Raw genomic sequence first — 20,804 nt, forward strand, 5'->3', positions numbered from 1 at the left:
TTTGATTTAGCTCCGGAGGAGCGGCCTGTTGTAAACGAATTTATGGCAAATACATATTCACAAATTTACATTCAAATTGTTTTTGCTGTAAAGGGAAAAGAAAATTTGATTCGAAAAGATAATCGTGAAGAATTGCACAAATTCATAACGGGAATTGTTTCTAACAGAGGTCAAAAATTACTGGCCATTTTCGCAATGCCAGATCACGTTCATATTTTGATTGGAATGAAACCAAACCTTTCATTATCAGATTTGGTAAGGGATATTAAAGCAGGTTCATCAAAATTTATAAATGACAGCAGATGGATTAGTACAAAGTTTAACTGGCAGGAAGGATTTGGAGCTTTCTCTTATTCAAAAAGCCATTTAGATAATGTGGTAAAATATATTTTAAATCAAGAAGAGCATCATAAGAAACAAACGTTTAAGGAAGAATATCTTTCATTTTTAGAAAAATTTGAAATTGAATACGATGAAAAATATTTATTTGATTGGATTGAATAAACAGGTCGCTCCTACGGAGCTTCTTAACACATCGTAAATTCGATTTCTAGTAACAGTCCGCCTCTCCGAGGCTTTCTTGAAAGAAAAAATATTTCTAAAAATTGTTTTCAGATAACATTCAAAGCCTCCGAGAGGCAGAATGTTTGTAGAAAATGAAATGAGATTTTTGAATTAGTTCCAGAGGAGCCACCTGTATATAGAATACAATAAACATCTAAACAAAACAAAAAAACAAATGAAAACAGCATATATAGTAAAAGCTTACCGTACAGCGGTAGGAAAAGCACCAAAAGGAGTTTTTAGATTTAAAAGACCTGATGAATTAGCTGCAGAAACCATTCAGTTTATGATGGACGAACTGCCTGATTTTGATAAAAAACGTATTGACGACGTTATGGTTGGAAATGCAATGCCAGAGGCAGAACAAGGACTTAACGTAGGACGTTTAATTTCTCTTATGGGATTAAAAGTGGAAGACGTTCCTGGAGTTACTGTAAACCGTTATTGTGCATCTGGATTAGAAACTATCGGAATGGCAACTGCTAAAATCCAATCTGGAATGGCAGATTGTATTATTGCCGGCGGTGCAGAAAGTATGAGTTATATCCCAATGGGAGGTTACAAACCAACTCCGGATTATAAAGTAGCCGCTGCAGGTCACGAAGATTACTATTGGGGAATGGGTTTAACTGCCGAAGCGGTTGCGAAACAATACAATGTTTCAAGACAAGATCAGGATGAGTTTGCTTACAACTCTCACATGAAAGCATTAAAAGCACAGGCAGAAGGAAAATTTGATAAACAAATCGTTCCAATCACTGTTGAGCAGACTTTTATCAATGAAAATGGTAAAAAAGAAACTAAATCTTATGTTGTTAATAAAGATGAAGGCCCAAGAGCTGGAACTTCTGTAGAAGCTTTAGCAGGTTTAAGACCCGTTTTTGCTGCTGACGGAAGTGTGACGGCTGGTAACTCTTCTCAAATGAGCGACGGTGCAGCTTTCGTTCTAATTATGAGCGAAGACATGGTTAAAGAATTAAACCTTGAGCCAATTGCGAGACTTGTAAACTTTGCTTCTTCTGGTGTTGAGCCTAGAATTATGGGTATTGGCCCTGTAAAAGCAATTCCGAAAGCATTGAAACAAGCTGGATTGAGTTTAAATGATATCGAATTAATTGAGTTAAACGAGGCATTTGCTTCTCAGGCTTTAGCGGTTACTCGCGAGTTAGGTTTAAATCCTGATATCGTAAACGTAAACGGCGGCGCCATCTCTCTTGGTCACCCTCTAGGATGTACGGGTGCTAAACTTTCTGTTCAGTTATTTGATGAAATGAAACGCAGAGGAAACAAATACGGAATCGTGAGTATGTGCGTGGGAACTGGGCAAGGAAGCGCTGGAGTTTACGAGGTGTTGTAAGCATTATTAAGTAAAGCATACGTTCAGTTTGTCATTTCGACGAAGGAGAAATCTCCGTAAGTGGCTCGACAAAGATTGGATTACTATGCGGATAATCGTCGCGGGGATTTCTCTCCCGAAGCCTCGGGATCGAAATGACAAGATTCAAAAAAACAAAATATAAAAAAAACATAATCATGGCAGATACAATCGAAAAAAACGTGACTCGTGGTGGTCAGTTTTTAGTTAAAGAAACAAAGTGCGAGGACATCTTTACACCAGAAGATTTCTCGGAAGAGCAGTTAATGATGCGTGACTCTGTAAAAGAGTTCGTAGACAAAGAATTATGGGCGCATAAAGATCGTTTTGAGAAAAAAGATTATGCGTATACAGAAGCTTCTATGCGTAAAGCGGGTGAATTGGGACTTCTTGGAGTTGCAGTTCCTGAAGAATACGGCGGATTAGGAATGGGATTTGTTTCTACAATGTTAGTTTGCGACTACATTTCTGGAGCAACTGGTTCTTTCTCAACTGCTTTTGGTGCGCATACAGGAATTGGAACAATGCCAATTACACTTTACGGTACGGAAGAACAAAAGAAAAAATACGTTCCGAAATTGGCTTCTGGAGAATGGTTTGGTGCATATTGCTTAACTGAACCAGGCGCAGGATCTGATGCAAACTCAGGAAAAACAAAAGCTGTTTTGTCTGAAGACGGAAAATACTACTCTATCACAGGTCAAAAAATGTGGATTTCGAATGCAGGTTTCTGCAGCGTTTTCATTGTTTTTGCTCGTATTGGAGACGATAAAAATATTACAGGTTTCATCGTAGAAAACGATCCGTCAAACGGAATTTCTATGAATGAAGAAGAACATAAGTTAGGAATCCGTGCTTCTTCTACTCGTCAGGTTTTCTTTAACGAAACAAAAGTTCCGGTTGAAAACATGTTATCTGAAAGAGGAAACGGTTTCAAAATTGCAATGAATGCTCTTAATGTTGGTCGTATTAAACTAGCTGCTGCATGTTTGGATGCTCAAAGAAGAGTAACAACTGGAGCAGTAAAATATGCTAACGAAAGAATCCAGTTCAATACTTCTATTTCTAGTTTTGGAGCTATCCGTTCTAAATTGGCTGAAATGGCTACAAATGCCTACGCTGGAGAAAGTGCTTCTTATCGTGCTGCAAAAGATATCGAAGACAGAATTGCTGCTCGTGAAGCAGAAGGAACTTCTCATCAGGAAGCTGAATTGAAAGGTGTTGAAGAATATGCTATAGAATGTTCTATCTTGAAAGTTGCTGTTTCTGAAGACGTTCAAAACTGTTCTGATGAAGGAATTCAAATTTTTGGCGGAATGGGATTCTCTGAGGATACTCCAATGGAAAGTGCTTGGAGAGATGCTCGTATCGCACGTATTTACGAAGGTACAAACGAGATCAACAGAATGCTTTCTGTAGGTATGCTGATCAAAAAAGCGATGAAAGGACATGTTGATTTACTTGGACCTGCAATGAAAGTTCAGGAAGAATTAATGGGAATTCCATCTTTTGATACTCCTGATTTCTCTGAATTATTTGCAGAAGAAAAAGGAATCGTTGCCAACCTTAAAAAAGTTTTCTTAATGGTTGCCGGAAGCGCTGTTCAAAAATACGGTGCTGATTTAGATGCTCATCAGCAATTATTAATGGCTGCTTCAGACATCTTAATCGAAATCTATATGGCAGAAAGTACCATTTTGAGAACTGAAAAGTTAGCAAAATCTCAAGGTGAAGATAAAGTTCAGGAGCAGATTGCTATGGCAAAATTGTACTTGTACAAAGCAGTAGATATTGTAAACCTAAGAGGAAAAGAAGGAATCGCTTCTTTCTCTGAAGGTGATGAGCAGCGTATGATGTTAATGGGATTAAAACGTTTTACAAAATACACCAACTTGCCAAATGTTGTGGCATTGAGAGAAAAAATCGCAGAAAAATTGGTTGCAGAAAACTCATACTGCTTCTAATTCAAAAATAGTTTTTAGCTTTTAATTTGTTTTAAACCCGCGCAAGTCCGAAACTGTGCGGGTTTATTTTTTATGTCTTGCCACAGATTTTCAGGACTCTCATAGATTTTTTAAATCATTTTAAGCCTATAATCTGCGGCATTCTTTTCTAGCACACTGTACCTCGATTAGCAAAAAGAACAACAGTAAAACCGCAATATTTTTGCAACGATTTGCAAAATTTTCGTTAAAATTACTTTTTTAGAGTTATTAAAAGCTAAATATTGAATGTATTACTTTAATTTTAGCATTCTAAAAACTCAAAAAAACTTAAAATGAAACAAATTAACCTTTTGGCTCTGTTTTTAATGTGCCTGTGCTCTTCCAGTATTTTTGCACAAAAAAATAAAAAAATGGACATTATTGCTTATTACACAGGAGATTCCGATTTAATCGATCAATATGAAGTGCAGCAATTAAATCAGATAATTTTTAGTTTCTGTCATTTAAAAGACGGAAAACTAACTGTAGATTCTCCTAAAGATTCACTTACTATTAAAAAATTAGTTTCGCTTAAAGCGAAAAATCCACAGCTTAAAATTATCGTTTCACTTGGCGGCTGGGGTGGCTGCGAACCTTGTTCGGAAGCATTTTCAACAGCTGAGGGGCGTTTGAAATTTGCTAAATCGGTAAAGACCTTAAGTGATTCTTATAAAGTAGACGGTTTAGATCTGGATTGGGAATATCCTGCAATTGAAGGGCTTCCTGGGCATTTATTCCAGCCGGCTGACAAACCAAATTTCACAGCACTAATCAAAATTCTGCGTTCTACTTTAGGAAGCAAATACGAATTGAGTTTTGCAGCAGGCGGATTTCAAAAATACTTAGACGAATCTATCGACTGGAAAGCCGTAACTCCTTTGGTAAACCGAATCAACATTATGAGCTACGATTTGGTAAACGGATATTCTAAAGTTACAGGTCATCATACACCACTATACAGTACAAATCCGAAAGAAGAGTCTACCAATAGAGCTGTTGAATATTTATTGAAACAAGGCGTTCCTGCTTCCAAATTAGTGATCGGAGGGGCATTTTACTCTAGAACTTGGCAAAATGTAGAAAATATAAACAACGGTCTTTATCAGCCGGGAGAACATATTCAAGGCGTAGATTTTAAAAACTTTGCATCAACATATACAGAGGCAAATGGCTGGAAATATTTTTATGACGAAAAAGCACAAGCACCTTATTGGTACAATGCTGGTACAAAAACTTTTGCTACATCAGATGATTTAAAATCTATTAAAGCGAAAGCTGCGTATGTAAAATCTAAAAACCTAGGTGGTATAATGTTTTGGGAATTAACATTGGACAGTCCAAAAAACGGAATGGTAAACGCTATTTATGAAGTTAAATCAGCTAAATAAATAGTAATCAATCATAAAAAAAAACGGAGGCCATTCTAAAAAATAGTCTCCGTTTTTTTATGATTTTAAATAAAATCAATTCACTTTTGTTTTATCTAATTCCCCAATAAACGGAATAGCTTCTAAAGTTTCGCTGCGAATAATCGTTTGTAAATAAATCTCAAGCTGAATAAATTTTGCAGCATTTATAGCCCCAATCGCTTTCTTGGCCTGATTATAAGTCTTATTGTAAAGTTTCTCATAAGCAATATGATTTTTTAAGGTTCCTTTTGCCAATTCATCTGCTTTTGCATCTGTCAGGGTTTCATAATTGGCCGCGTAATCATTTATTAATTGAAATTTGGTTTGTCCAAGTGCTTTTCGTTCTGTTTCGTAACTGTCGTATACTTTAGCAAACGCTGTCGCTTGTGCATCAGACAAGTTCATGTACTGCTGTACCAGTTCACTTTTAGATTTCCCGTAAATACTTTGAACTACTTCAACATCTTCTTTAAAAGAAGACTGCGCATAAGATGAAAATGTGGCTGCCGCCATGATAAGAATAAGACTTAATTTTTTCATAGTTTTGATTTTAAATTTGTACTTAAAAATTTTACGCATTACTCAAATATACTGATTTTTAACACATTAACCCAAAACAAGATTCTAAAAAAGAACTATTGATCAGCGGCAAAACTATTTTGATTCTGATTTTTTTGGAGCGTATATGACGCCGTCATAAGAAATCGGCCCTCTGTTATTGCTAATTACAGAAAGCGTTGCTGTACCATTATAAAAAATATTCAACAACAAATCGTAAATATCATTTTGACCTTTTACTGTAGTTTTGATTATGGCACTATTCTTTTTATTTTCGATCTTAATGTTTTCAGGTTTTCCTTCAAACTTAATACCGCCGTCACTGCCGCCGTAACCAACATTAAAGCCGCGTCCGAAAAAAGGAAGATCACAGGTTGTATTATCAGTATTAAATTTCAAAAAATAAGTATTGTAATCTAAGTTGATTAATCTCCCACCCTGCGGTGTTAATTTTTGTGCTTCAAAAACAAAATTTTTATTATCAATTAAAGTCTGAATTTCTTTTTGTTTTTGAAGTTCTTTTTCTGCCCTAAGTTCCTTCTTTGATTTTTCCTGAGCCGAAGCAGAGAAACCCAAAGAAAACAAACAAAGCAATAAAATGAATACGGTATTTTTCATAATTTTATTTTTTAGTAAAACGCATCATTGCAATATCTCCAGAAATAAAATTTAGCGTTTTTCCATCATCTGTGATATCGTACGCCGTAATTTTCTGCAGTGTGCTCATATAAACCTGCTCCCCTTGTCCGTCCAAACACATCATTTTTGTTACAGCCATGGGCTGTGTAAAATCAATTTTATTTCCCACTACATTTAATTTTCCAGTATAAGAATTGCAGCTGTTATTTCCTGAAACTGTATTTTCTTTAGTATTCAAAACAATTACAGGCTTTTTATTAGGATAAAGTCCGTCAAAAGCTATTCTTGGACCAGAAATATAATTGAGTTCCCAAGTGCCGTCCAGCTGAGAAATTGATTCTTTCTTTTTACATTTAAAAATGGAGCACGAAATAAGCATTGAACTCAAAAAAACGAGAAGGAAAATTCTTTTTGTCATCATATCAAATTTAAACAGTATTGAACTATAAAATTGGTTTTCAATAATTTACAATTAAAAACAAACTCTAATTTAAGCAATATTATTGGATTGGAAAGACAAAAGAATTTTAATTTCTAAGCAAGTGTTTGACTTTTTTTTAACTTTTAGAGTTAATGAGTTCCATTATTTTGTGTTAAATTTACTTAATAAATAACTTAAAAAGTCTTCTTTTATGAAAAAAATCATCGTTTCTTTCGCTATAATTACAGCATTAATCATTGGCTGTAAGACTAATACAAAATCAAATGACGCCAAAACATTAACCGTTGCATTAGAACCAAAAAGCAACAGTAAAGTGGGCGGTACAGCCGTTTTTACAGAAAAAAACGGCAAAGTTACTTTTACTGCAAAAATTACAGGATTAGAACCTGGAGTTCACGCAATCCACATTCATGAAAAAGCAGATTGTACCGCAGCCGACGGAAGTTCTGCTGGAGGGCACTGGAATCCTACGTTTAAAAAACATGGAAAATGGGGAGTTGAAGAATATCATAAAGGTGATATCGGAAACTTTACTGCTGATGCAAAAGGAAACGGATCTATCACGCTGACTACAGACGAATGGTGTGTTGGATGTGGTGATACTAACAAAGATGTTCTAGGAAAAGGACTAATAGTACACCAAGGAGCTGATGATTTTACAACACAGCCAACCGGAAATGCCGGAGGAAGAGTTGCCTGTGCAGGAATCATTAAATAAAGAAAAACGTCATAACCACTAAATTTTAACAAAATCTAGTGGTTATTTCATTTAAAATGAATTCTAAAACAAGAAAAAGGCATAGCTTTGCAGCAGCAAAATTAAGTCAATGATTAACCCATCAGCACACGGCTGGATCGATAAATTTTTTAGTGAACAAAAGTTTTCAGAGGCAATTCCTTTTGAGACTGCAGACTCTTTTTACTATAAAGTAAGAGAGACTGGTTTTATTTACGGCCATATTATTGCTATTGATGCCCAAGTCCCGATTCCTATAAAGGGCTGGTTTAAAACCGAAATTTCTAAAGTTGCTCTGCTCAACACACTCTATCATGTTTTTTGTCTGGAGAAAAGAAATTCGGAACCTAATAATTTTATTTCAGAGGTTTTAAAGTTTTACAAACAAATGAGTCCAGAAGGATTTAATTTGTTTAAAGTATTACTACCTAAAGATACGCCTTCACATTCTCTAGAGAATATCATCGACCAAAGAGTTCAGACGAATGACAGCATTATCAGCAAGAATTTTTCGCATTTGGTAACCAATGCATTGTTATTTATCGATGTTCTGGCTTTTAGACAATATTTGGAACACGGAGAAATTCCCGAAAAATATTTAAAAAGAATTGAAGAAACAGTACTGGGAATTGTAGGTTTGGCCTTAAAAACCAAAACAGCCAAATCACAGCATGACGATTTATTGATCAAACTTTTTGAAGCTTCTATCCGTTATTCTAAATTCTCAAAAGTTACTGTTGAAACTTTAGAGACTTTACAACTCGATTATTTTAAAAACAAATTAGAACATTACTACCTGATCGATATGGCAGGAATGGCTTTGTGGAGTGACGGCGTTGTTGAAAACGAAGAATCTTATTTTTTATATTCACTAGGTTCTATGATGGGTGCCGGCGATGACTTTGTCACAAAAAGCATTGACACCACGCATGATTTTATTACGACACACAAAAAGAAAATTCCATACTTTAATTATTCCAATCCTGTTAAGCATTTCTACGATCAAATGACGCACAGCGTTGTCAAGCTGATTATTAGAAACAAAAACAGACTGATTAAGGAAATTGTTCAAAGTAAAGAATTGATGGTTTTACTGGCTTATTCTACAACGAGGGATCTGGATGCCAAGGAAAAGAAAAAGGTTAAAAAACAGCTTTTGGATATTTGCAAAACCATTCCGTCTCTTACGATATTTCTGCTTCCAGGCGGAAGTTTATTACTGCCTATTTTAATAAAGTTTATCCCGACAATGCTGCCTTCTGCATTTAACGAAAACTTAGACGAAAACGAATAAAAAAAAATCGCCTATAAAAAGGGCGATTTTTTTTTATTATCTATTTTGTTTGTTATTAAAACTTCAATTGGTAAACTTCATCAAGTTCCTCATTCGAAGAGATATTTACATTTAAATCGGTCACAAAACCAGAATTTAGACCGTAAACCCATCCATGAAGCATTAAATCTTGCCCGTTTCTCCAAGCGTTTTGAACAATCGAAGTTTTGGCCAAATTGTAAACTTGTTCTTTTGCATTGATTTCTACAAAAGCATTAAAACGCTCTGTTTCGTCTTCAATAGAATTCAAATATTTCTCGTGTAAACGGTATTCGTCTTTAATGTGGCGAATCCAGTTATCGATAATTCCAACAGATTGATTTCCCATTGCTGCTTTTACACCACCGCATCCATAATGTCCGCAAACAATAACGTGCTTAATTTTCAGCACATTTACAGCATAGTCTAAAACACTCAGCATGTTCATATCAGAATGCACAACCATATTTGCGATATTACGGTGAACAAAAACTTCACCTGGTTTTGCACCAACAATTTCGTTTGCAGGAACACGGCTGTCAGAACATCCAATCCATAATAATGGCGGCGACTGTCCTTTTGCTAAATCTGCAAAATAATTAGGGTCTAAAGCCAAAGAATTTTCAACCCACTTTTTGTTGTTTTCTAATAACTGCTCATAAAATTTTCTCATTTTTTTTATTTTTTGTAGTATTTTCTAAAGTACGAACCTCTCCAAAAGAACTTAAATGTAAAGTTACCTAAATTTGAACATTTCTTTTACCTAGAAAACAGCTTAATTTTAATTTTTCTATTTAGAATTTCTCTTTTACAACTTCTTTTTGAACTAATGCCCTCTTAGCCACATCATAATAATGTTCGATCGTAACGTGATTGTTATTCTCCGGCGTATTTTCTAATTCGTATGCTTCTTTAAAGCCTTTTAGTTTCACTTTGATATTCTCATCAATAGCTCGGGTTTCTTTAAATTCGCGTATAAGATCCAAAACATCATGTGCAATGTATTCTGTATCATGCGCATTAATTACGACTTTAGAATTTTCTGGAATTTCACTTAAAGTTTGTTTAATCGCAGCTTTGTTCAAAAACGATACTTCCTGAGCTAAATCAATATGAATGATATCGCCGTCTTCGTATTCTTCCTTTTTGAAAACATAAGCTCGTTTTAAGTTTCCTCTTAAAACAAAAATGATACTAATAATGATTCCCAACGCAACACCTTTTAGCAAATCTGTCGCAACAACAAAGACTAATGTTGCAATGAAAGGAACAAACTGGTATTTTCCCTTTTCCCAGAAATGCATAAAAGTTGCTGGTTTTGCTAATTTATATCCGACCAAAATTAAAACGGTAGCCAAAGTTGCTAACGGAATTTTGTTAAGAATCGCTGGAATGGACAGTACGCTTATCAATAAAAGCACACCATGAATAATTGCAGACATTTTAGATTTTGCTCCAGCATTATTATTTGCAGAAGAGCGTACTACTACAGAAGTCATCGGAAGCCCGCCTAAAAGTGAACTTACAATATTACCCACACCTTGCGCACGAAGCTCTACATTGGTATTGGTGTAACGTTTTTGAACATCCATTCTATCCGAAGCTTCAATACATAATAAAGTTTCAATAGAAGCCACAATCGCAATGGTAACCGCAACCACCCAAACCTGCGGATTTGTAACAGCTCCAAAGTTTGGCGTAATTATAATTGATTTAAATTCATCAAACGATTTTGGAACCGGCAAAGAAACCAAATGTTCTTTTGCAATTGCCAGACTGCTTCCTGTTGACAAAAAGATTTCGTTTAAAACTATACCGGCAATAACTGCAACAAGTGCCCCTGGAACTAATTTTATTCTTTTTAAAAACGGAACTTTTTCCCAAGAAAGCAAGATTACCAAAGAAACCACAGAAATTACTACAGCACCTAAGTTGATGTGATTTAAAACATCAAACAAAAATGAGAAAGAATTGCTTCCGTCGTTTTGTATAAAGGCTTGATCTCCTTCAAAATCTGCATCATAGCCAAAGGCGTGCGGCAGTTGTTTTAAAATAATGATGATCCCGATACCCGCTAACATCCCTTCAATTACATTGGTCGGGAAATAATTTGAAATACTTCCGGCTTTTAAAAATCCTAATGCTAATTGAATTAATCCAGCAATAAATACAGACATTAAAAACACATCGAAAGCTCCCAAATCGGTAATAGCGGTTAAAATAATAGCTGTTAACCCAGCTGCCGGTCCTGATACACTAATATGTGACTGGCTTAAATAACCAACAACAATACCACCCACAACACCAGCGATGATTCCAGCAAATAAAGGCGCTCCCGAAGCCATTGCAATACCTAAACACAATGGAAGAGCCACCAAAAAAACCACTAAACCTGAAGCAAAATCAGATTTAAGGTTGGCAAAAAGATTGATTTTTTTTGTCATAATACAATACTAAAAAAATTATTCATTAAAGATTTTCCCCATTTATAAAAATGCGGCTAAGGTCAAATAATCCGAAAGTATTATGCTAAATTAGGAGGTGGAGCAAATATGCTCGGAGAAATATTGTCGAGTTTTACAATATTTTCTGATATGATCGTTTTTTTCTCGATATAAACCGGAATTATAACTTCATGTTCTAGAATTGTAGGATGCATTACGTTTTTAAGCTCTTTATGTACTTCTTCTTCAGCAATACTAAAAGACACAGCCGTATTATTCCCTTTCTTTATCGCCTGAACAATTGTCGGGGTCGATAAGAAAGCAATAAATATGAATAATAATATGCGGGCCACTAATTTCATCGAAACAAAAATAACGTTAAACAGATAAAATCAAAGAGATTTTGATAGAAATTTAACAAAATAAAAAAGCAGAATGAAATTCGACTTTCATCCTGCTTATAATTACTTAAACAACAACAGATTAAAGCGTTTCTTCTAACCACGCATTCATCATCCAAATTGTCTTTTCCTGTTCTGCTATAAAGTCGCTCATCATAGAATTCGTTCCTTCATCACTGATTTCGTCTGCTTTGTTTAATATTTCTCTCTCTATTTTCAACAAATCTGATAGCGAATTCACAATTAAATGCACCGCTTTTTCGTCATTAGAAATATTTTTTCCTACCGTAAGTTTATTATTTTTGATATAATCTTCAAAAGTATGCAGAGGAGTACCGCCAATAGTTAAAACTCTTTCGGCAATCATATCTATTTTCAACTGTGCATCGGTATATAATTCTTCGAATTTTACATGTAAATCAAAAAAACGCTTCCCGCGAATGTTCCAGTGAATTCCTCTTAAATTTTGATAATATATTTGAAAGTTTGACAATAACACGTTTAATTCCTGAACTAATACTTCTGATTCTTTTATAGGTAAACCTAAAATGTTTGTTTTCATAATACTTATTTTTTACTATAAATTTACTACAAATTTAAAACATCTTCAAAATAATTATATAATTAAAAATTATATTTTCTTATTTTTACATCACAAAATACTATCCAAATGACGATAACTCAATTACAATATGTTCTAGCAGTTGCGGAGCACAAAAACTTTACCCTTGCAGCCGAAAAATGTTTTGTTACACAGCCTACTTTAAGTATGCAGATTCAGAAAATCGAAGAAGAACTCAATATTTTAATCTTCGATCGCAGTAAAAAACCAATCCAGCTTACCGATATTGGACAGAAAATTGTTAATCAGGCAAAAAACATTGTTAATGAAGCCGATAGAATCAAAGATATTGTAGAACAGCAAAAAGGTTTTATTGGCGGAGAATTTCGCTTAGGAATTATTCCGACCATTATGCCGACGCTGCTTCCGATGTTTTTGAATAATTTCATTAAAAAATATCCGAAAGTAAAACTGTTGATTGAAGAATTAAATACAGAAGAAATTATCCTAAAATTAAAAAACGGACATCTTGATGCTGCAATTGCCGCAACACCGCTTGAGGATGAAAAAATAAAAGAAATTGTTTTGTATTTTGAACCTTTTGTAGCTTACATTCCAGAAGGCCACTCCAGTTTTCAAAAAGAAGAGATTGAAGTTGCCGATTTAAACTTGAATGAAATTTTACTTTTACAAGACGGCCACTGCTTTAGGGACGGAATTTTAAATCTGTGCAAAACGGTTTCAGAGACGGATCAAAGTAATTTTCAGATCGAAAGCGGCAGTTTTGAAACACTTATAAAATTGGCAGACGAAGGCTTAGGCACCACTTTACTTCCGTACCTGCACACTTTAGACTTGAAAGAATCTGATAAATTAAAGCTTCGAAACTTTAAAGAACCAAAACCTGCCCGCGAGGTGAGTTTAATTTACCCAAAAAGCGAATTAAAAATGCAGATTATTGATGCGCTTCGATCTACAATTGCTGGTGTTATAAAAGGAGCAATTGTTTTTCAGAATGTTCAAATCATAAGTCCGTTGCAGCAAAAGAAATAGCGGAGCAAGATCAAATTTTACTTGCTAGCGCTTGAACGCGGACTTTGGTTAAATCTCGTACAGCTAATATAATGTCTACAAAATAAAAAAGGAGCCAAATTGGCTCCTTTTTTTATACTTTAATCAGTAGTAGACTTTGCTGTAGTTCTGGCTTTTCGATAATAAAATTCATTAACCATTCTTGTAGTTGTTCCATTTCGTATGGTAACAGTGTTTTGATAGCTTTTTCTAGCTCTTTGCAGAAAAGTACCGGATCGAAACTAACTCTCTCGAGTATTGATTTCGTGTAATCGAACATCATTTTTGACATAATAAAATAAGATTTTTGGGGGTTATCTATTTTTTTAAACTCGCACCAAATTTAAACAAATTACCTATATAAAAACCTCTTTTAACTTATTTTTTTAAAAACTTTAGCAACGAATACGTTTTCTTAAAACAAATAAATCAATATAGAATCATTCTAAACAATTCATTTTTAAAGGGTTTTAACGGCTCTAAACATTTCTCGTTTTCCCGGTGGTCCAGCCAATTTTTCTACGGTAAACCCTACAGCAATCATGCTTCTTTTTACAACTCCTCTGGCTGCATAAGTTACTAAGACTCCATTCGGCTTTAAACTATTGTACATTTTCTGAAATATTTCGGTACTCCACAGCTCTGGCTGCACGCGATATCCGAAGGCATCAAAATAAATCAAATCAAAAGTTTCAAAATCGTTTATTTCGTGAAAAAATTGTTTTCTTTTGGTTAACGAGAAACGGCTGCTAATTTCCGTTTTTTGGTCCCATTCTGATTTATGCATTTTTTCGAAAATGTTACGAAATTCCAATGATCCTAGTTCTTCGGCGTAATTCATTTCTAAAATTTCGTCACTTGCAACAGGATAAGCTTCTACTCCAACATAATCAATTGTTTGTTCTTTTCTAACAGATTCTAAAAAAGTGATAAATGCGTTTAAACCAGTTCCAAAACCTATTTCTAATAAAGTAACAGGCTTTTCAAATAACGAAAGGCCGTTTTTAATAAAGACATGTTTTGCTTCCTGAATTGCGCCGTGTTTAGAGTGGTAACATTCATCCCATTCAGGCAAATGAATTGTAGTTGAACCATCTAACGTTTTTATTATTTCTCTTTTCACTTTTTTCGAATTTTACAATGGCTTTATGTTAATTTTTCAGCCATTTTAATATTCAAATTTACTCAAAACAAATGCGTAAAGCCTTAAAAAACGATCCTTTTTTCACAAATTCTTTATAAAAATCAATTAAATATTTAAGTTTATTATAGGATAAATAAATCGCAGTTAAAGAGAGGAATTAATGCGTTTTTACTAAGCATTTTAGAGATTTTTACGTAATTTTGCATTCAATAAATTCTATTTTACATAGTATCATCACTTTAGTACATGATACATCACAAAAAACTTACATAACTATGAGTACAACTCAAACAAGCAAAATTGAAATCATAAAAGCATCTTCGACAAAAATAAACGAAGTAGACTTTGATAACTTAAGTTTTGGTGCTGTATTTACAGACCATTTATTCGAATGCGATTTTAAAAATGGACAATGGCAAAACCCTGTCATTAAGCCTTATGCTCCAATTTTAATGGATCCATCTTCAAAAGTCTTCCATTATGGACAGGCTATTTTTGAAGGAATGAAAGCTTATAAAGATGACAATAATGATGTTTGGTTGTTTAGACCAGATGAAAACTACAAACGTTTTAATAATTCTGCAGTGAGAATGGCAATGCCAGAAGTACCAGAAGCAGTTTTTATGGATGGTTTGAATGAATTATTGAAATTGGACAAAGACTGGATCCAGAGAGGAAACGGAGCAAGTATGTACATTCGTCCTTTTATGATTGCTACAGGTCCTGGGGTTATTGCAAATCCTTCTGACGAATATAAATTTATGATTTTACTTTCTCCTGCAAAAGCATATTACGGAGGCGAAGTAAAAGTAATTATTGCTGAACATTACAGCAGGGCAGCAAATGGTGGTATTGGAGCTGCAAAAGCTGCAGGAAACTATGCTGCACAGTTTTACCCAACCAACCTGGCAAACAAAGACGGTTTTCAACAAGTGATCTGGACTGATGATGCCACACACACAAAATTAGAAGAGGCAGGAACGATGAACGTTTTCTTCAGAATTAACGATACTTTATTGACTGCGCCTACAAGCGAAAGAATTTTGGATGGTATTACCCGAAAAAGTTTAATTGAAATGGCAAAGAAAGAAGGTCTTAATGTAGAAGTTCGTCCTGTAATTGTTTCAGAATTGGTTGAAGCTGCTAAAAACGGATCTCTTAAAGAAATTTTTGGTGCCGGAACAGCTGCGGTAATCAGTGTTATTAAAGGGTTCTCTTATCAGGATCAATATTATGAAATGACTCCGATTGAAAACTCATACGCTTCTATTTTAAAAGAGAAACTAACAAGTCTTCAAAACAAGCTTACTGAAGATACTTTTGGCTGGACTGTTAAAGTTCAATAAACCCAAAATCTAGAATAAAAACAAAAACCCGATAAAATTATCGGGTTTTGTTTTTATTATCCTTTTCTTTAAAATAATTTCGAGAAATCAGGTTTAAAATAATTCGGACCTTTCATTACTTTTCCATCTTCGCGGTAAATCGGCTGTCCATCCTCACCTAGTTTACTCATATTACTACGCTGAATTTCATCAAAAACAGCCTCAATTTTATCCTGAAGCCCATGTTCTATAATCGTACCGCATAAAATATACATCATATCTCCAAGAGCATCGGCAATTTCGACTAAATCATTGTTTTGAACCGCTTCAAGATATTCTTCATTTTCTTCTTTCATTAAATTATAACGAAGCAGTTTTTTCTCCGAACTAAGGTCGGTTGTAGGTATTTGGCTGTGTCCAATTCTAAAAGCGGTATGGAATTCTGTTACGGCGTCGAGTTGTTTTTTCATATTCTCTTTTTTCTTTTTTTGTATCAGTTTTTAAAATTACATTATTTTAATGAATTTTTAACACCAATAGCGATCATTTGCCCTTTAATCGAATCAGAAATCGACACAAATTCGCATTCAATTCTCTAAATTTGCCAAAAAAAAAATTATGTTTAGTCAAGGACAAGTTATATTTGGAATCTGCTTTTTTATCGTATTTGTTATTATCATGATTTTTGCCTACCGCAAAGATTTGGCCCTTCACAAAATATTTTACAAAGGAAATTATAAAGTATTATTAGTTTTCCTTCTTTTCATACTTATACTATTTTTAATCAAAATCTTTATGAAACGATAAACTTTAAATCTTTTTTTATTTAATAATAAAAAAGACTAAGTTTAGTATAATAAAAATTAGAAATTTTTTGTTGTAAGTAAGACTCGAGATAAAAATTTATAACTTTACGACCAAACACCCTACCAATGAAGATTCTTAAATACTTATTTCTTTTAGCATTATTAAGCCTTGTAGCTCTTACTGTTTTTGTTGCCACTCAAAAAGGCGATTTTACAGTAGAGAGAAGTAAAGTTATCAATTCTCCAAAAGGAGTTGTTTACAGCTATCTTAATGATTTTAGAAATTATGAAGATTTTGAATCTTGGGCTGTTGAAGATCCAGCAATGAAAATGACTTTTCCTCAAAAAACAACTGGAAACGGCGCTTATTTTTATTGGGAGGGAACAGAAGGAAAAGGAAATGCCATCACATTAAAAACAAAAGAAGGCGAAAGTATTGAACAAAAATTAAAACACGAAGGTACAGATGCTGTAATAAACTGGACTTTAAAAGATACCCTGAACGGAAAAACAAAAGTTACTTGGAAAGGTAAAGGGACTATGAGCTTTATGTTTAAAATTTATGCCGCTCTTCATGGAGGCTCAGACCGCGTGATTGGAACTATGTATGAAAAAAGCCTTGCTAATATTGACAAAAATCTAGACTACGAAACCAAAACGTATGCTATCAAAGTTAATGGCGTGGTCAAAAAAACAGAAACTCCCTATATTAAACAAACTTTTACGAGCGAAATAAAAAAGATAAATAAGAATGCCCGAATTGTGATTCCTAAACTCGTTCATTTTAGTGAAACAAACGGACTCGCATCAAACGGAAAACCGTTTATTATTTACCACACTTATGATACTGCTTCTGGTTTGGCAAAAATTTCTATCTGTCTGCCTATTAACAAAGAAATCTCTATCAGTTCTGGAAGCGATATTTTATCTGGCAAACTAAATAGCTTTGACGCTGTAAAAACAACTTTAACGGGAGATTATTCTCATACAAGCGAAGCAATTGCAAAAACTACCGCTTTTATCAATAAAGAAAAAATAACTCCTGAATTGGGCTGGTCGCATCTTGAAATCTTAACCATCAGCAAATTAGACGTTAAAAGTCCTTCTAAATTGATGACCGAAATTTATTTCCCGATCAAACCAAAAGAAGTGCCTGTTGTCAAAGCTCCTGTGTACAACACAGACACTACAACACAAGCACAGCCGGCACAGCCAAAACCAGTACAGCCAAAACCTGCTGCAACAGCTCCGGCTCCTAAACCAGAAGAAGAACAATCTGAATTTTAATTTTTTTTTAGGTTCCTTTTAAACCTTTTATAAAAATTAGATTCTAACCAAACATAAGGTTTGATAAATCTATGAAAGTTTGATAAACGAAAGGGAATTTATACAAGAATTATTGAATCCACAAACGCAGAACACAGCGTTTCAAAAGCTCCTATCCGATTATCAAAAACCGCTGTATTCACACATTCGAAATATTGTTTTGAATCATGACGATACAGACGATGTTTTACAAAATACCTTTGTAAAGGTTTTTCAGAACCTTAAAAATTTTAAAGGAGAAAGTAAACTTTTTTCCTGGATGTACCGTATTGCAACCAACGAAGCTTTGACATTTTTAAGCCAAAAGGCTAAATTGAATGGAATCACTTCTGAGGATCTGCAAAACAAAACTATTGACAATTTAAAAGCCGACAGCTATTTTGACGGTGATGAAATTCAGATTAAACTTCAAAAAGCCATTGTTACGCTTCCTGAGAAACAACAACTGGTCTTTAAAATGAAATATTTTGAAGAATTGAAATATGAAGAAATAGCAGAAATTTTAGGAACATCTGTAGGTGCCTTAAAAGCATCTTATCATCATGCTGTTAAAAAAATTGAATTATATGTTACGACAAATTAAACCTTTTGTAATAAAAACTGTCTAATTAGTATTATGAAAACATTTAAATTAGAAAACGAACCGAAAATAAAAGCTGGGTTTAAAGCTCCGGAACATTATTTTGATACTTTTTCGGCAAAAGTTTTACAACAGATAGAAAAAGAAAAAGAAGTAAAAGTAATTCCGTTCTACAAACGCAGTAAAATAATAAGTTTAGCTGCAGCAGCGGTAATTGTTTTGGCATTAATGATTCCTATTGTCAACAATTATAATGCAACCTCTAATGATCTGGATGAAGCTACTTTAGAAACTTACCTGTCGTATCAATCTAATTTAAATCAATATGATTTAATTCAAAAATTAGACAACAAAGATCTTCAGAAACTCAACGAGAATATTGCATTAGAAGATGAAACCCTTGAAGATATTTTATCTTCAAACCCAAACATAGAAAACTTAATTTCAGAATAAAACAAAACTTACGCTATGAAAATTAAAATTAAAAATAGACTATCACTGCTGCTCTTTCTGCTAAGTTTTTCATTTTTTGCCCAAGGCACTAAAACAGATGAAAAACGAGAAAAAGTCAAAGCTTTTAAAGTTTCATTTTTAACTACAGAATTAGAACTATCTTCTACAGAAGCAGAAAAATTCTGGCCTATTTACAATGCCTATGATGACAAACAATTCGAATTAAGGCATTTAAAAATGAAAACGTATCTGCACAAACTAGATGATGATAATCTAAGTTCTATGACAGATAAAGAAGCCACTACATTACTTTCTCAAATGGAAAGCACAGATAAAGAACTGTATCTGCTTCGAGAAAAATACATGGCAAATTTGAAAAAAATCCTTTCTGCTAAAAAAATATTACAGCTAAAAAAATCTGAAGACGATTTTAATCGAAAATTATTACAGCAATATCGAGACAAAGCTGGTAAAGATTAAATAGCAACGTACCGTACAACAGCGATAAGACCCCTATATAATAATACTTACTTTATTATTTAGGGGTCTTGTTATTTTATGTTGTGACTGAATTTTATTTAAAATTCAGACGGGCCATTATGTTATAACCTGCTGCAATTGCAGTGTTTTTATTTAGAAAGCGTATTGTAAAGAATTTTGCATTATCAGACAATTGCACCCAGCTTGCTCCTCCATCTGTAGAATAATGTATTCCAGAAGCACCAACTGATACCAATTCCTGACCGTTACCTCCTGGTACATACTGCACACAAGAAGTATAACCAAAACCTTGTTTTTGACCGATTAACTGCCAAGTTTTACCACCGTCTTTAGTAAATGCTTTATTATCCGAGTTTTTACCTTGATCATCATAATCTCCTCCAGCAATAAAACCTTGTTTTTCATCATAAAAATCGGCTGTAAAAATACCTGTCATTTCTCTTCCTTGTACTATTGGAGTATCAATAGCTTTCCATGTTTTCCCTTTATCTGCAGAATAAAAAACTCGTGATTTTTTTCCTCCAGAAACCAGCCATGTCTGATCTCCTTTTATTACAATATTAGTGTTACTTGCTGCAAATGCAGTTTCTCCAACGGCATTTGTAGGCAGTTTATCCGACAGTACTTTCGTCCAAGATTCGCCGCCATCACGCGTTATCACAATAGAAAAAGTATCTTCTGTAGGATCTCCAATAGCAATTCCTTCTTTATCATTCCAAAACTGCATACTGTCATAAAAAACTTTTGAATTAACTTCTTTATAAACTAATTTCGGTTTATTCGTTTTTTTATCAACTTGATAAAGCAGTGCAGGATTTGCCACACTTAATAAAAAAATGTGTTTTGAAGTCTGTGCAATACTTCTAAACTCTAATCTAAGCGTATCGCGATAAATATGCTCTTCGAATTTTTCTCTTTTATCTAAATCAAAAAAACCGAAACGAGAATTATCAGCACCGTACCAAATCTTATTTTTATCAATTGAAATAGCACGAATACTAATGTGATCCTTAAATAAAGTGTCAACTTCTACAGTAGAAAACCAGTTGTAAACTTCTATTTTATCTTTATAATTGAAAGTTTTAAAAGACACCAATAACAAAAATGCACCAAAAAGAAGTAATATTTTTTTCATATAATTAAATTTAGGGTTTTGCGAAAATACAATTAT

Annotated in this window: 24 protein-coding genes; 13 read left to right on the forward strand and 11 right to left on the reverse strand. The window is 33.9% G+C overall.

Features of this window, described 5'->3' with window-relative positions; genetic code table 11:
• The first annotated feature begins 42 nt into the window (after positions 1-42).
• The 4 genes from tnpA to C4F50_RS17775 all read left to right on the forward strand — a co-directional run bounded on the left by tnpA (position 43) and on the right by C4F50_RS17775 (position 5,312).
• Complete coding sequence (tnpA, locus tag C4F50_RS17760; protein ID WP_194139993.1) at positions 43-504, forward strand: IS200/IS605 family transposase; 462 nt, start codon at positions 43-45, stop codon at positions 502-504.
• Between the two features lie 235 nt (positions 505-739).
• A complete protein-coding gene (locus C4F50_RS17765; RefSeq protein WP_194139994.1) occupies positions 740-1,921 on the forward strand; it encodes a thiolase family protein in 1,182 nt (393 codons plus the stop codon).
• A 176-nt stretch (positions 1,922-2,097) separates the two neighbouring features.
• Entirely contained in the window at positions 2,098-3,903 is a 1,806-nt protein-coding gene (locus C4F50_RS17770; protein WP_194139995.1) for an acyl-CoA dehydrogenase FadE, read from the forward strand.
• Positions 3,904-4,217: 314 nt separating this feature from the next.
• Positions 4,218-5,312: a glycoside hydrolase family 18 protein gene (locus tag C4F50_RS17775; RefSeq protein WP_194139996.1), complete on the forward strand. Its 1,095-nt coding sequence runs from the start codon at positions 4,218-4,220 to the stop codon at positions 5,310-5,312.
• A 75-nt stretch (positions 5,313-5,387) separates the two neighbouring features.
• On the opposite strand, the gene C4F50_RS17780 is transcribed toward C4F50_RS17775, so the two are convergent.
• The 3 genes from C4F50_RS17780 to C4F50_RS17790 form a co-directional block, all read right to left on the reverse strand.
• The gene (locus C4F50_RS17780) at positions 5,388-5,873 is read right to left on the reverse strand and encodes a hypothetical protein (protein WP_194139997.1); all 486 of its coding nucleotides are present in this window, start codon (positions 5,871-5,873) and stop codon (positions 5,388-5,390) included.
• A 114-nt stretch (positions 5,874-5,987) separates the two neighbouring features.
• On the reverse strand, positions 5,988-6,509 hold the full coding sequence (locus tag C4F50_RS17785) for a DUF4251 domain-containing protein (RefSeq protein WP_194139998.1): 522 nt from the start codon (positions 6,507-6,509) through the stop codon (positions 5,988-5,990).
• Between the two features lie 4 nt (positions 6,510-6,513).
• Positions 6,514-6,951: an META domain-containing protein gene (locus C4F50_RS17790; RefSeq protein WP_228012072.1), complete on the reverse strand. Its 438-nt coding sequence runs from the start codon at positions 6,949-6,951 to the stop codon at positions 6,514-6,516.
• 211 nt (positions 6,952-7,162) lie between these two features.
• On the opposite strand from C4F50_RS17790, the gene C4F50_RS17795 reads away from it, so the two are divergent.
• Together C4F50_RS17795 and C4F50_RS17800 are read left to right on the forward strand one after the other, a co-directional pair.
• Positions 7,163-7,690: a superoxide dismutase family protein gene (locus C4F50_RS17795; protein ID WP_194139999.1), complete on the forward strand. Its 528-nt coding sequence runs from the start codon at positions 7,163-7,165 to the stop codon at positions 7,688-7,690.
• 109 nt (positions 7,691-7,799) lie between these two features.
• The gene (locus C4F50_RS17800) at positions 7,800-9,002 is read left to right on the forward strand and encodes an LETM1-related biofilm-associated protein (RefSeq protein WP_194140000.1); all 1,203 of its coding nucleotides are present in this window, start codon (positions 7,800-7,802) and stop codon (positions 9,000-9,002) included.
• Positions 9,003-9,057: 55 nt separating this feature from the next.
• On the opposite strand, the gene can is transcribed toward C4F50_RS17800, so the two are convergent.
• The 4 genes from can to C4F50_RS17820 form a co-directional block, all read right to left on the reverse strand.
• Positions 9,058-9,693, reverse strand: a complete 636-nt coding sequence (gene can / locus C4F50_RS17805; protein WP_194140001.1) for a carbonate dehydratase — start codon at positions 9,691-9,693, stop codon at positions 9,058-9,060.
• Positions 9,694-9,814: 121 nt separating this feature from the next.
• Entirely contained in the window at positions 9,815-11,464 is a 1,650-nt protein-coding gene (locus tag C4F50_RS17810; protein ID WP_194140002.1) for a SulP family inorganic anion transporter, read from the reverse strand.
• Positions 11,465-11,544: 80 nt separating this feature from the next.
• The gene (locus C4F50_RS17815; protein WP_228012073.1) at positions 11,545-11,826 is read right to left on the reverse strand and encodes a hypothetical protein; all 282 of its coding nucleotides are present in this window, start codon (positions 11,824-11,826) and stop codon (positions 11,545-11,547) included.
• Positions 11,827-11,947: 121 nt separating this feature from the next.
• Positions 11,948-12,427: a Dps family protein gene (locus C4F50_RS17820; protein WP_194140003.1), complete on the reverse strand. Its 480-nt coding sequence runs from the start codon at positions 12,425-12,427 to the stop codon at positions 11,948-11,950.
• Positions 12,428-12,535: 108 nt separating this feature from the next.
• Here C4F50_RS17820 and C4F50_RS17825 point away from each other — a divergent pair, with 108 nt between their 5' ends.
• Positions 12,536-13,480 (forward strand): LysR substrate-binding domain-containing protein, encoded by a 945-nt coding sequence (locus tag C4F50_RS17825; protein ID WP_194140004.1) that lies wholly within the window; start codon positions 12,536-12,538, stop codon positions 13,478-13,480.
• 112 nt (positions 13,481-13,592) lie between these two features.
• On the opposite strand, the gene C4F50_RS25695 is transcribed toward C4F50_RS17825, so the two are convergent.
• Positions 13,593-13,790 carry a hypothetical protein gene (locus tag C4F50_RS25695; protein WP_228012074.1) on the reverse strand — a complete coding sequence of 66 codons (198 nt, stop codon included), beginning with the start codon at positions 13,788-13,790 and terminating at the stop codon, positions 13,593-13,595.
• A gap of 168 nt (positions 13,791-13,958) precedes the next feature.
• Positions 13,959-14,621 (reverse strand): tRNA (5-methylaminomethyl-2-thiouridine)(34)-methyltransferase MnmC2, encoded by a 663-nt coding sequence (gene mnmC2 / locus C4F50_RS17830; RefSeq protein WP_194140005.1) that lies wholly within the window; start codon positions 14,619-14,621, stop codon positions 13,959-13,961.
• 296 nt (positions 14,622-14,917) lie between these two features.
• Between mnmC2 and C4F50_RS17835 the strand changes: the two genes are divergently transcribed.
• Positions 14,918-15,988, forward strand: coding sequence for a branched-chain amino acid aminotransferase (locus tag C4F50_RS17835; RefSeq protein ID WP_194140006.1), 1,071 nt, complete (start codon positions 14,918-14,920; stop codon positions 15,986-15,988).
• 68 nt (positions 15,989-16,056) lie between these two features.
• Here the strand turns inward: C4F50_RS17835 and C4F50_RS17840 are convergent, their stop codons facing one another.
• Positions 16,057-16,437: a pyrophosphohydrolase domain-containing protein gene (locus tag C4F50_RS17840; RefSeq protein WP_194140007.1), complete on the reverse strand. Its 381-nt coding sequence runs from the start codon at positions 16,435-16,437 to the stop codon at positions 16,057-16,059.
• A gap of 148 nt (positions 16,438-16,585) precedes the next feature.
• On the opposite strand from C4F50_RS17840, the gene C4F50_RS25700 reads away from it, so the two are divergent.
• The 5 genes from C4F50_RS25700 to C4F50_RS17860 all read left to right on the forward strand — a co-directional run bounded on the left by C4F50_RS25700 (position 16,586) and on the right by C4F50_RS17860 (position 19,612).
• Positions 16,586-16,774, forward strand: a complete 189-nt coding sequence (locus C4F50_RS25700; protein WP_228012075.1) for a hypothetical protein — start codon at positions 16,586-16,588, stop codon at positions 16,772-16,774.
• Between the two features lie 125 nt (positions 16,775-16,899).
• Positions 16,900-18,060 (forward strand): SRPBCC family protein, encoded by a 1,161-nt coding sequence (locus tag C4F50_RS17845; RefSeq protein WP_194140008.1) that lies wholly within the window; start codon positions 16,900-16,902, stop codon positions 18,058-18,060.
• Positions 18,061-18,139: 79 nt separating this feature from the next.
• The gene (locus tag C4F50_RS17850) at positions 18,140-18,682 is read left to right on the forward strand and encodes an RNA polymerase sigma factor (RefSeq protein WP_194140009.1); all 543 of its coding nucleotides are present in this window, start codon (positions 18,140-18,142) and stop codon (positions 18,680-18,682) included.
• 33 nt (positions 18,683-18,715) lie between these two features.
• Positions 18,716-19,132, forward strand: coding sequence for a hypothetical protein (locus C4F50_RS17855; protein WP_194140010.1), 417 nt, complete (start codon positions 18,716-18,718; stop codon positions 19,130-19,132).
• A gap of 21 nt (positions 19,133-19,153) precedes the next feature.
• Entirely contained in the window at positions 19,154-19,612 is a 459-nt protein-coding gene (locus C4F50_RS17860) for a sensor of ECF-type sigma factor (RefSeq protein WP_194140300.1), read from the forward strand.
• A 94-nt stretch (positions 19,613-19,706) separates the two neighbouring features.
• Here the strand turns inward: C4F50_RS17860 and C4F50_RS17865 are convergent, their stop codons facing one another.
• Positions 19,707-20,768 carry a WD40/YVTN/BNR-like repeat-containing protein gene (locus tag C4F50_RS17865; protein ID WP_194140011.1) on the reverse strand — a complete coding sequence of 354 codons (1,062 nt, stop codon included), beginning with the start codon at positions 20,766-20,768 and terminating at the stop codon, positions 19,707-19,709.
• Positions 20,769-20,804: the final 36 nt, after the last annotated feature.

Source organism: Flavobacterium hungaricum, from assembly GCF_015182285.1.
Taxonomy (GTDB): Bacteria; Bacteroidota; Bacteroidia; order Flavobacteriales; family Flavobacteriaceae; genus Flavobacterium; species Flavobacterium hungaricum.

Coding starts and splice junctions, on each gene's coding strand:
- tnpA (WP_194139993.1), top strand. CDS start 43: ATGGCAAATACATATTCACAAATTTACATTCAAATTGTTTTTGCTGTA.
- C4F50_RS17765 (WP_194139994.1), top strand. CDS start 740: ATGAAAACAGCATATATAGTAAAAGCTTACCGTACAGCGGTAGGAAAA.
- C4F50_RS17770 (WP_194139995.1), top strand. CDS start 2,098: ATGGCAGATACAATCGAAAAAAACGTGACTCGTGGTGGTCAGTTTTTA.
- C4F50_RS17775 (WP_194139996.1), top strand. CDS start 4,218: ATGAAACAAATTAACCTTTTGGCTCTGTTTTTAATGTGCCTGTGCTCT.
- C4F50_RS17780 (WP_194139997.1), bottom strand. CDS start 5,873: ATGAAAAAATTAAGTCTTATTCTTATCATGGCGGCAGCCACATTTTCA.
- C4F50_RS17785 (WP_194139998.1), bottom strand. CDS start 6,509: ATGAAAAATACCGTATTCATTTTATTGCTTTGTTTGTTTTCTTTGGGT.
- C4F50_RS17790 (WP_228012072.1), bottom strand. CDS start 6,951: ATGATGACAAAAAGAATTTTCCTTCTCGTTTTTTTGAGTTCAATGCTT.
- C4F50_RS17795 (WP_194139999.1), top strand. CDS start 7,163: ATGAAAAAAATCATCGTTTCTTTCGCTATAATTACAGCATTAATCATT.
- C4F50_RS17800 (WP_194140000.1), top strand. CDS start 7,800: ATGATTAACCCATCAGCACACGGCTGGATCGATAAATTTTTTAGTGAA.
- can (WP_194140001.1), bottom strand. CDS start 9,693: ATGAGAAAATTTTATGAGCAGTTATTAGAAAACAACAAAAAGTGGGTT.
- C4F50_RS17810 (WP_194140002.1), bottom strand. CDS start 11,464: ATGACAAAAAAAATCAATCTTTTTGCCAACCTTAAATCTGATTTTGCT.
- C4F50_RS17815 (WP_228012073.1), bottom strand. CDS start 11,826: ATGAAATTAGTGGCCCGCATATTATTATTCATATTTATTGCTTTCTTA.
- C4F50_RS17820 (WP_194140003.1), bottom strand. CDS start 12,427: ATGAAAACAAACATTTTAGGTTTACCTATAAAAGAATCAGAAGTATTA.
- C4F50_RS17825 (WP_194140004.1), top strand. CDS start 12,536: ATGACGATAACTCAATTACAATATGTTCTAGCAGTTGCGGAGCACAAA.
- C4F50_RS25695 (WP_228012074.1), bottom strand. CDS start 13,790: ATGTCAAAAATGATGTTCGATTACACGAAATCAATACTCGAGAGAGTT.
- C4F50_RS17835 (WP_194140006.1), top strand. CDS start 14,918: ATGAGTACAACTCAAACAAGCAAAATTGAAATCATAAAAGCATCTTCG.
- C4F50_RS17840 (WP_194140007.1), bottom strand. CDS start 16,437: ATGAAAAAACAACTCGACGCCGTAACAGAATTCCATACCGCTTTTAGA.
- C4F50_RS25700 (WP_228012075.1), top strand. CDS start 16,586: ATGTTTAGTCAAGGACAAGTTATATTTGGAATCTGCTTTTTTATCGTA.
- C4F50_RS17845 (WP_194140008.1), top strand. CDS start 16,900: ATGAAGATTCTTAAATACTTATTTCTTTTAGCATTATTAAGCCTTGTA.
- C4F50_RS17855 (WP_194140010.1), top strand. CDS start 18,716: ATGAAAACATTTAAATTAGAAAACGAACCGAAAATAAAAGCTGGGTTT.
- C4F50_RS17865 (WP_194140011.1), bottom strand. CDS start 20,768: ATGAAAAAAATATTACTTCTTTTTGGTGCATTTTTGTTATTGGTGTCT.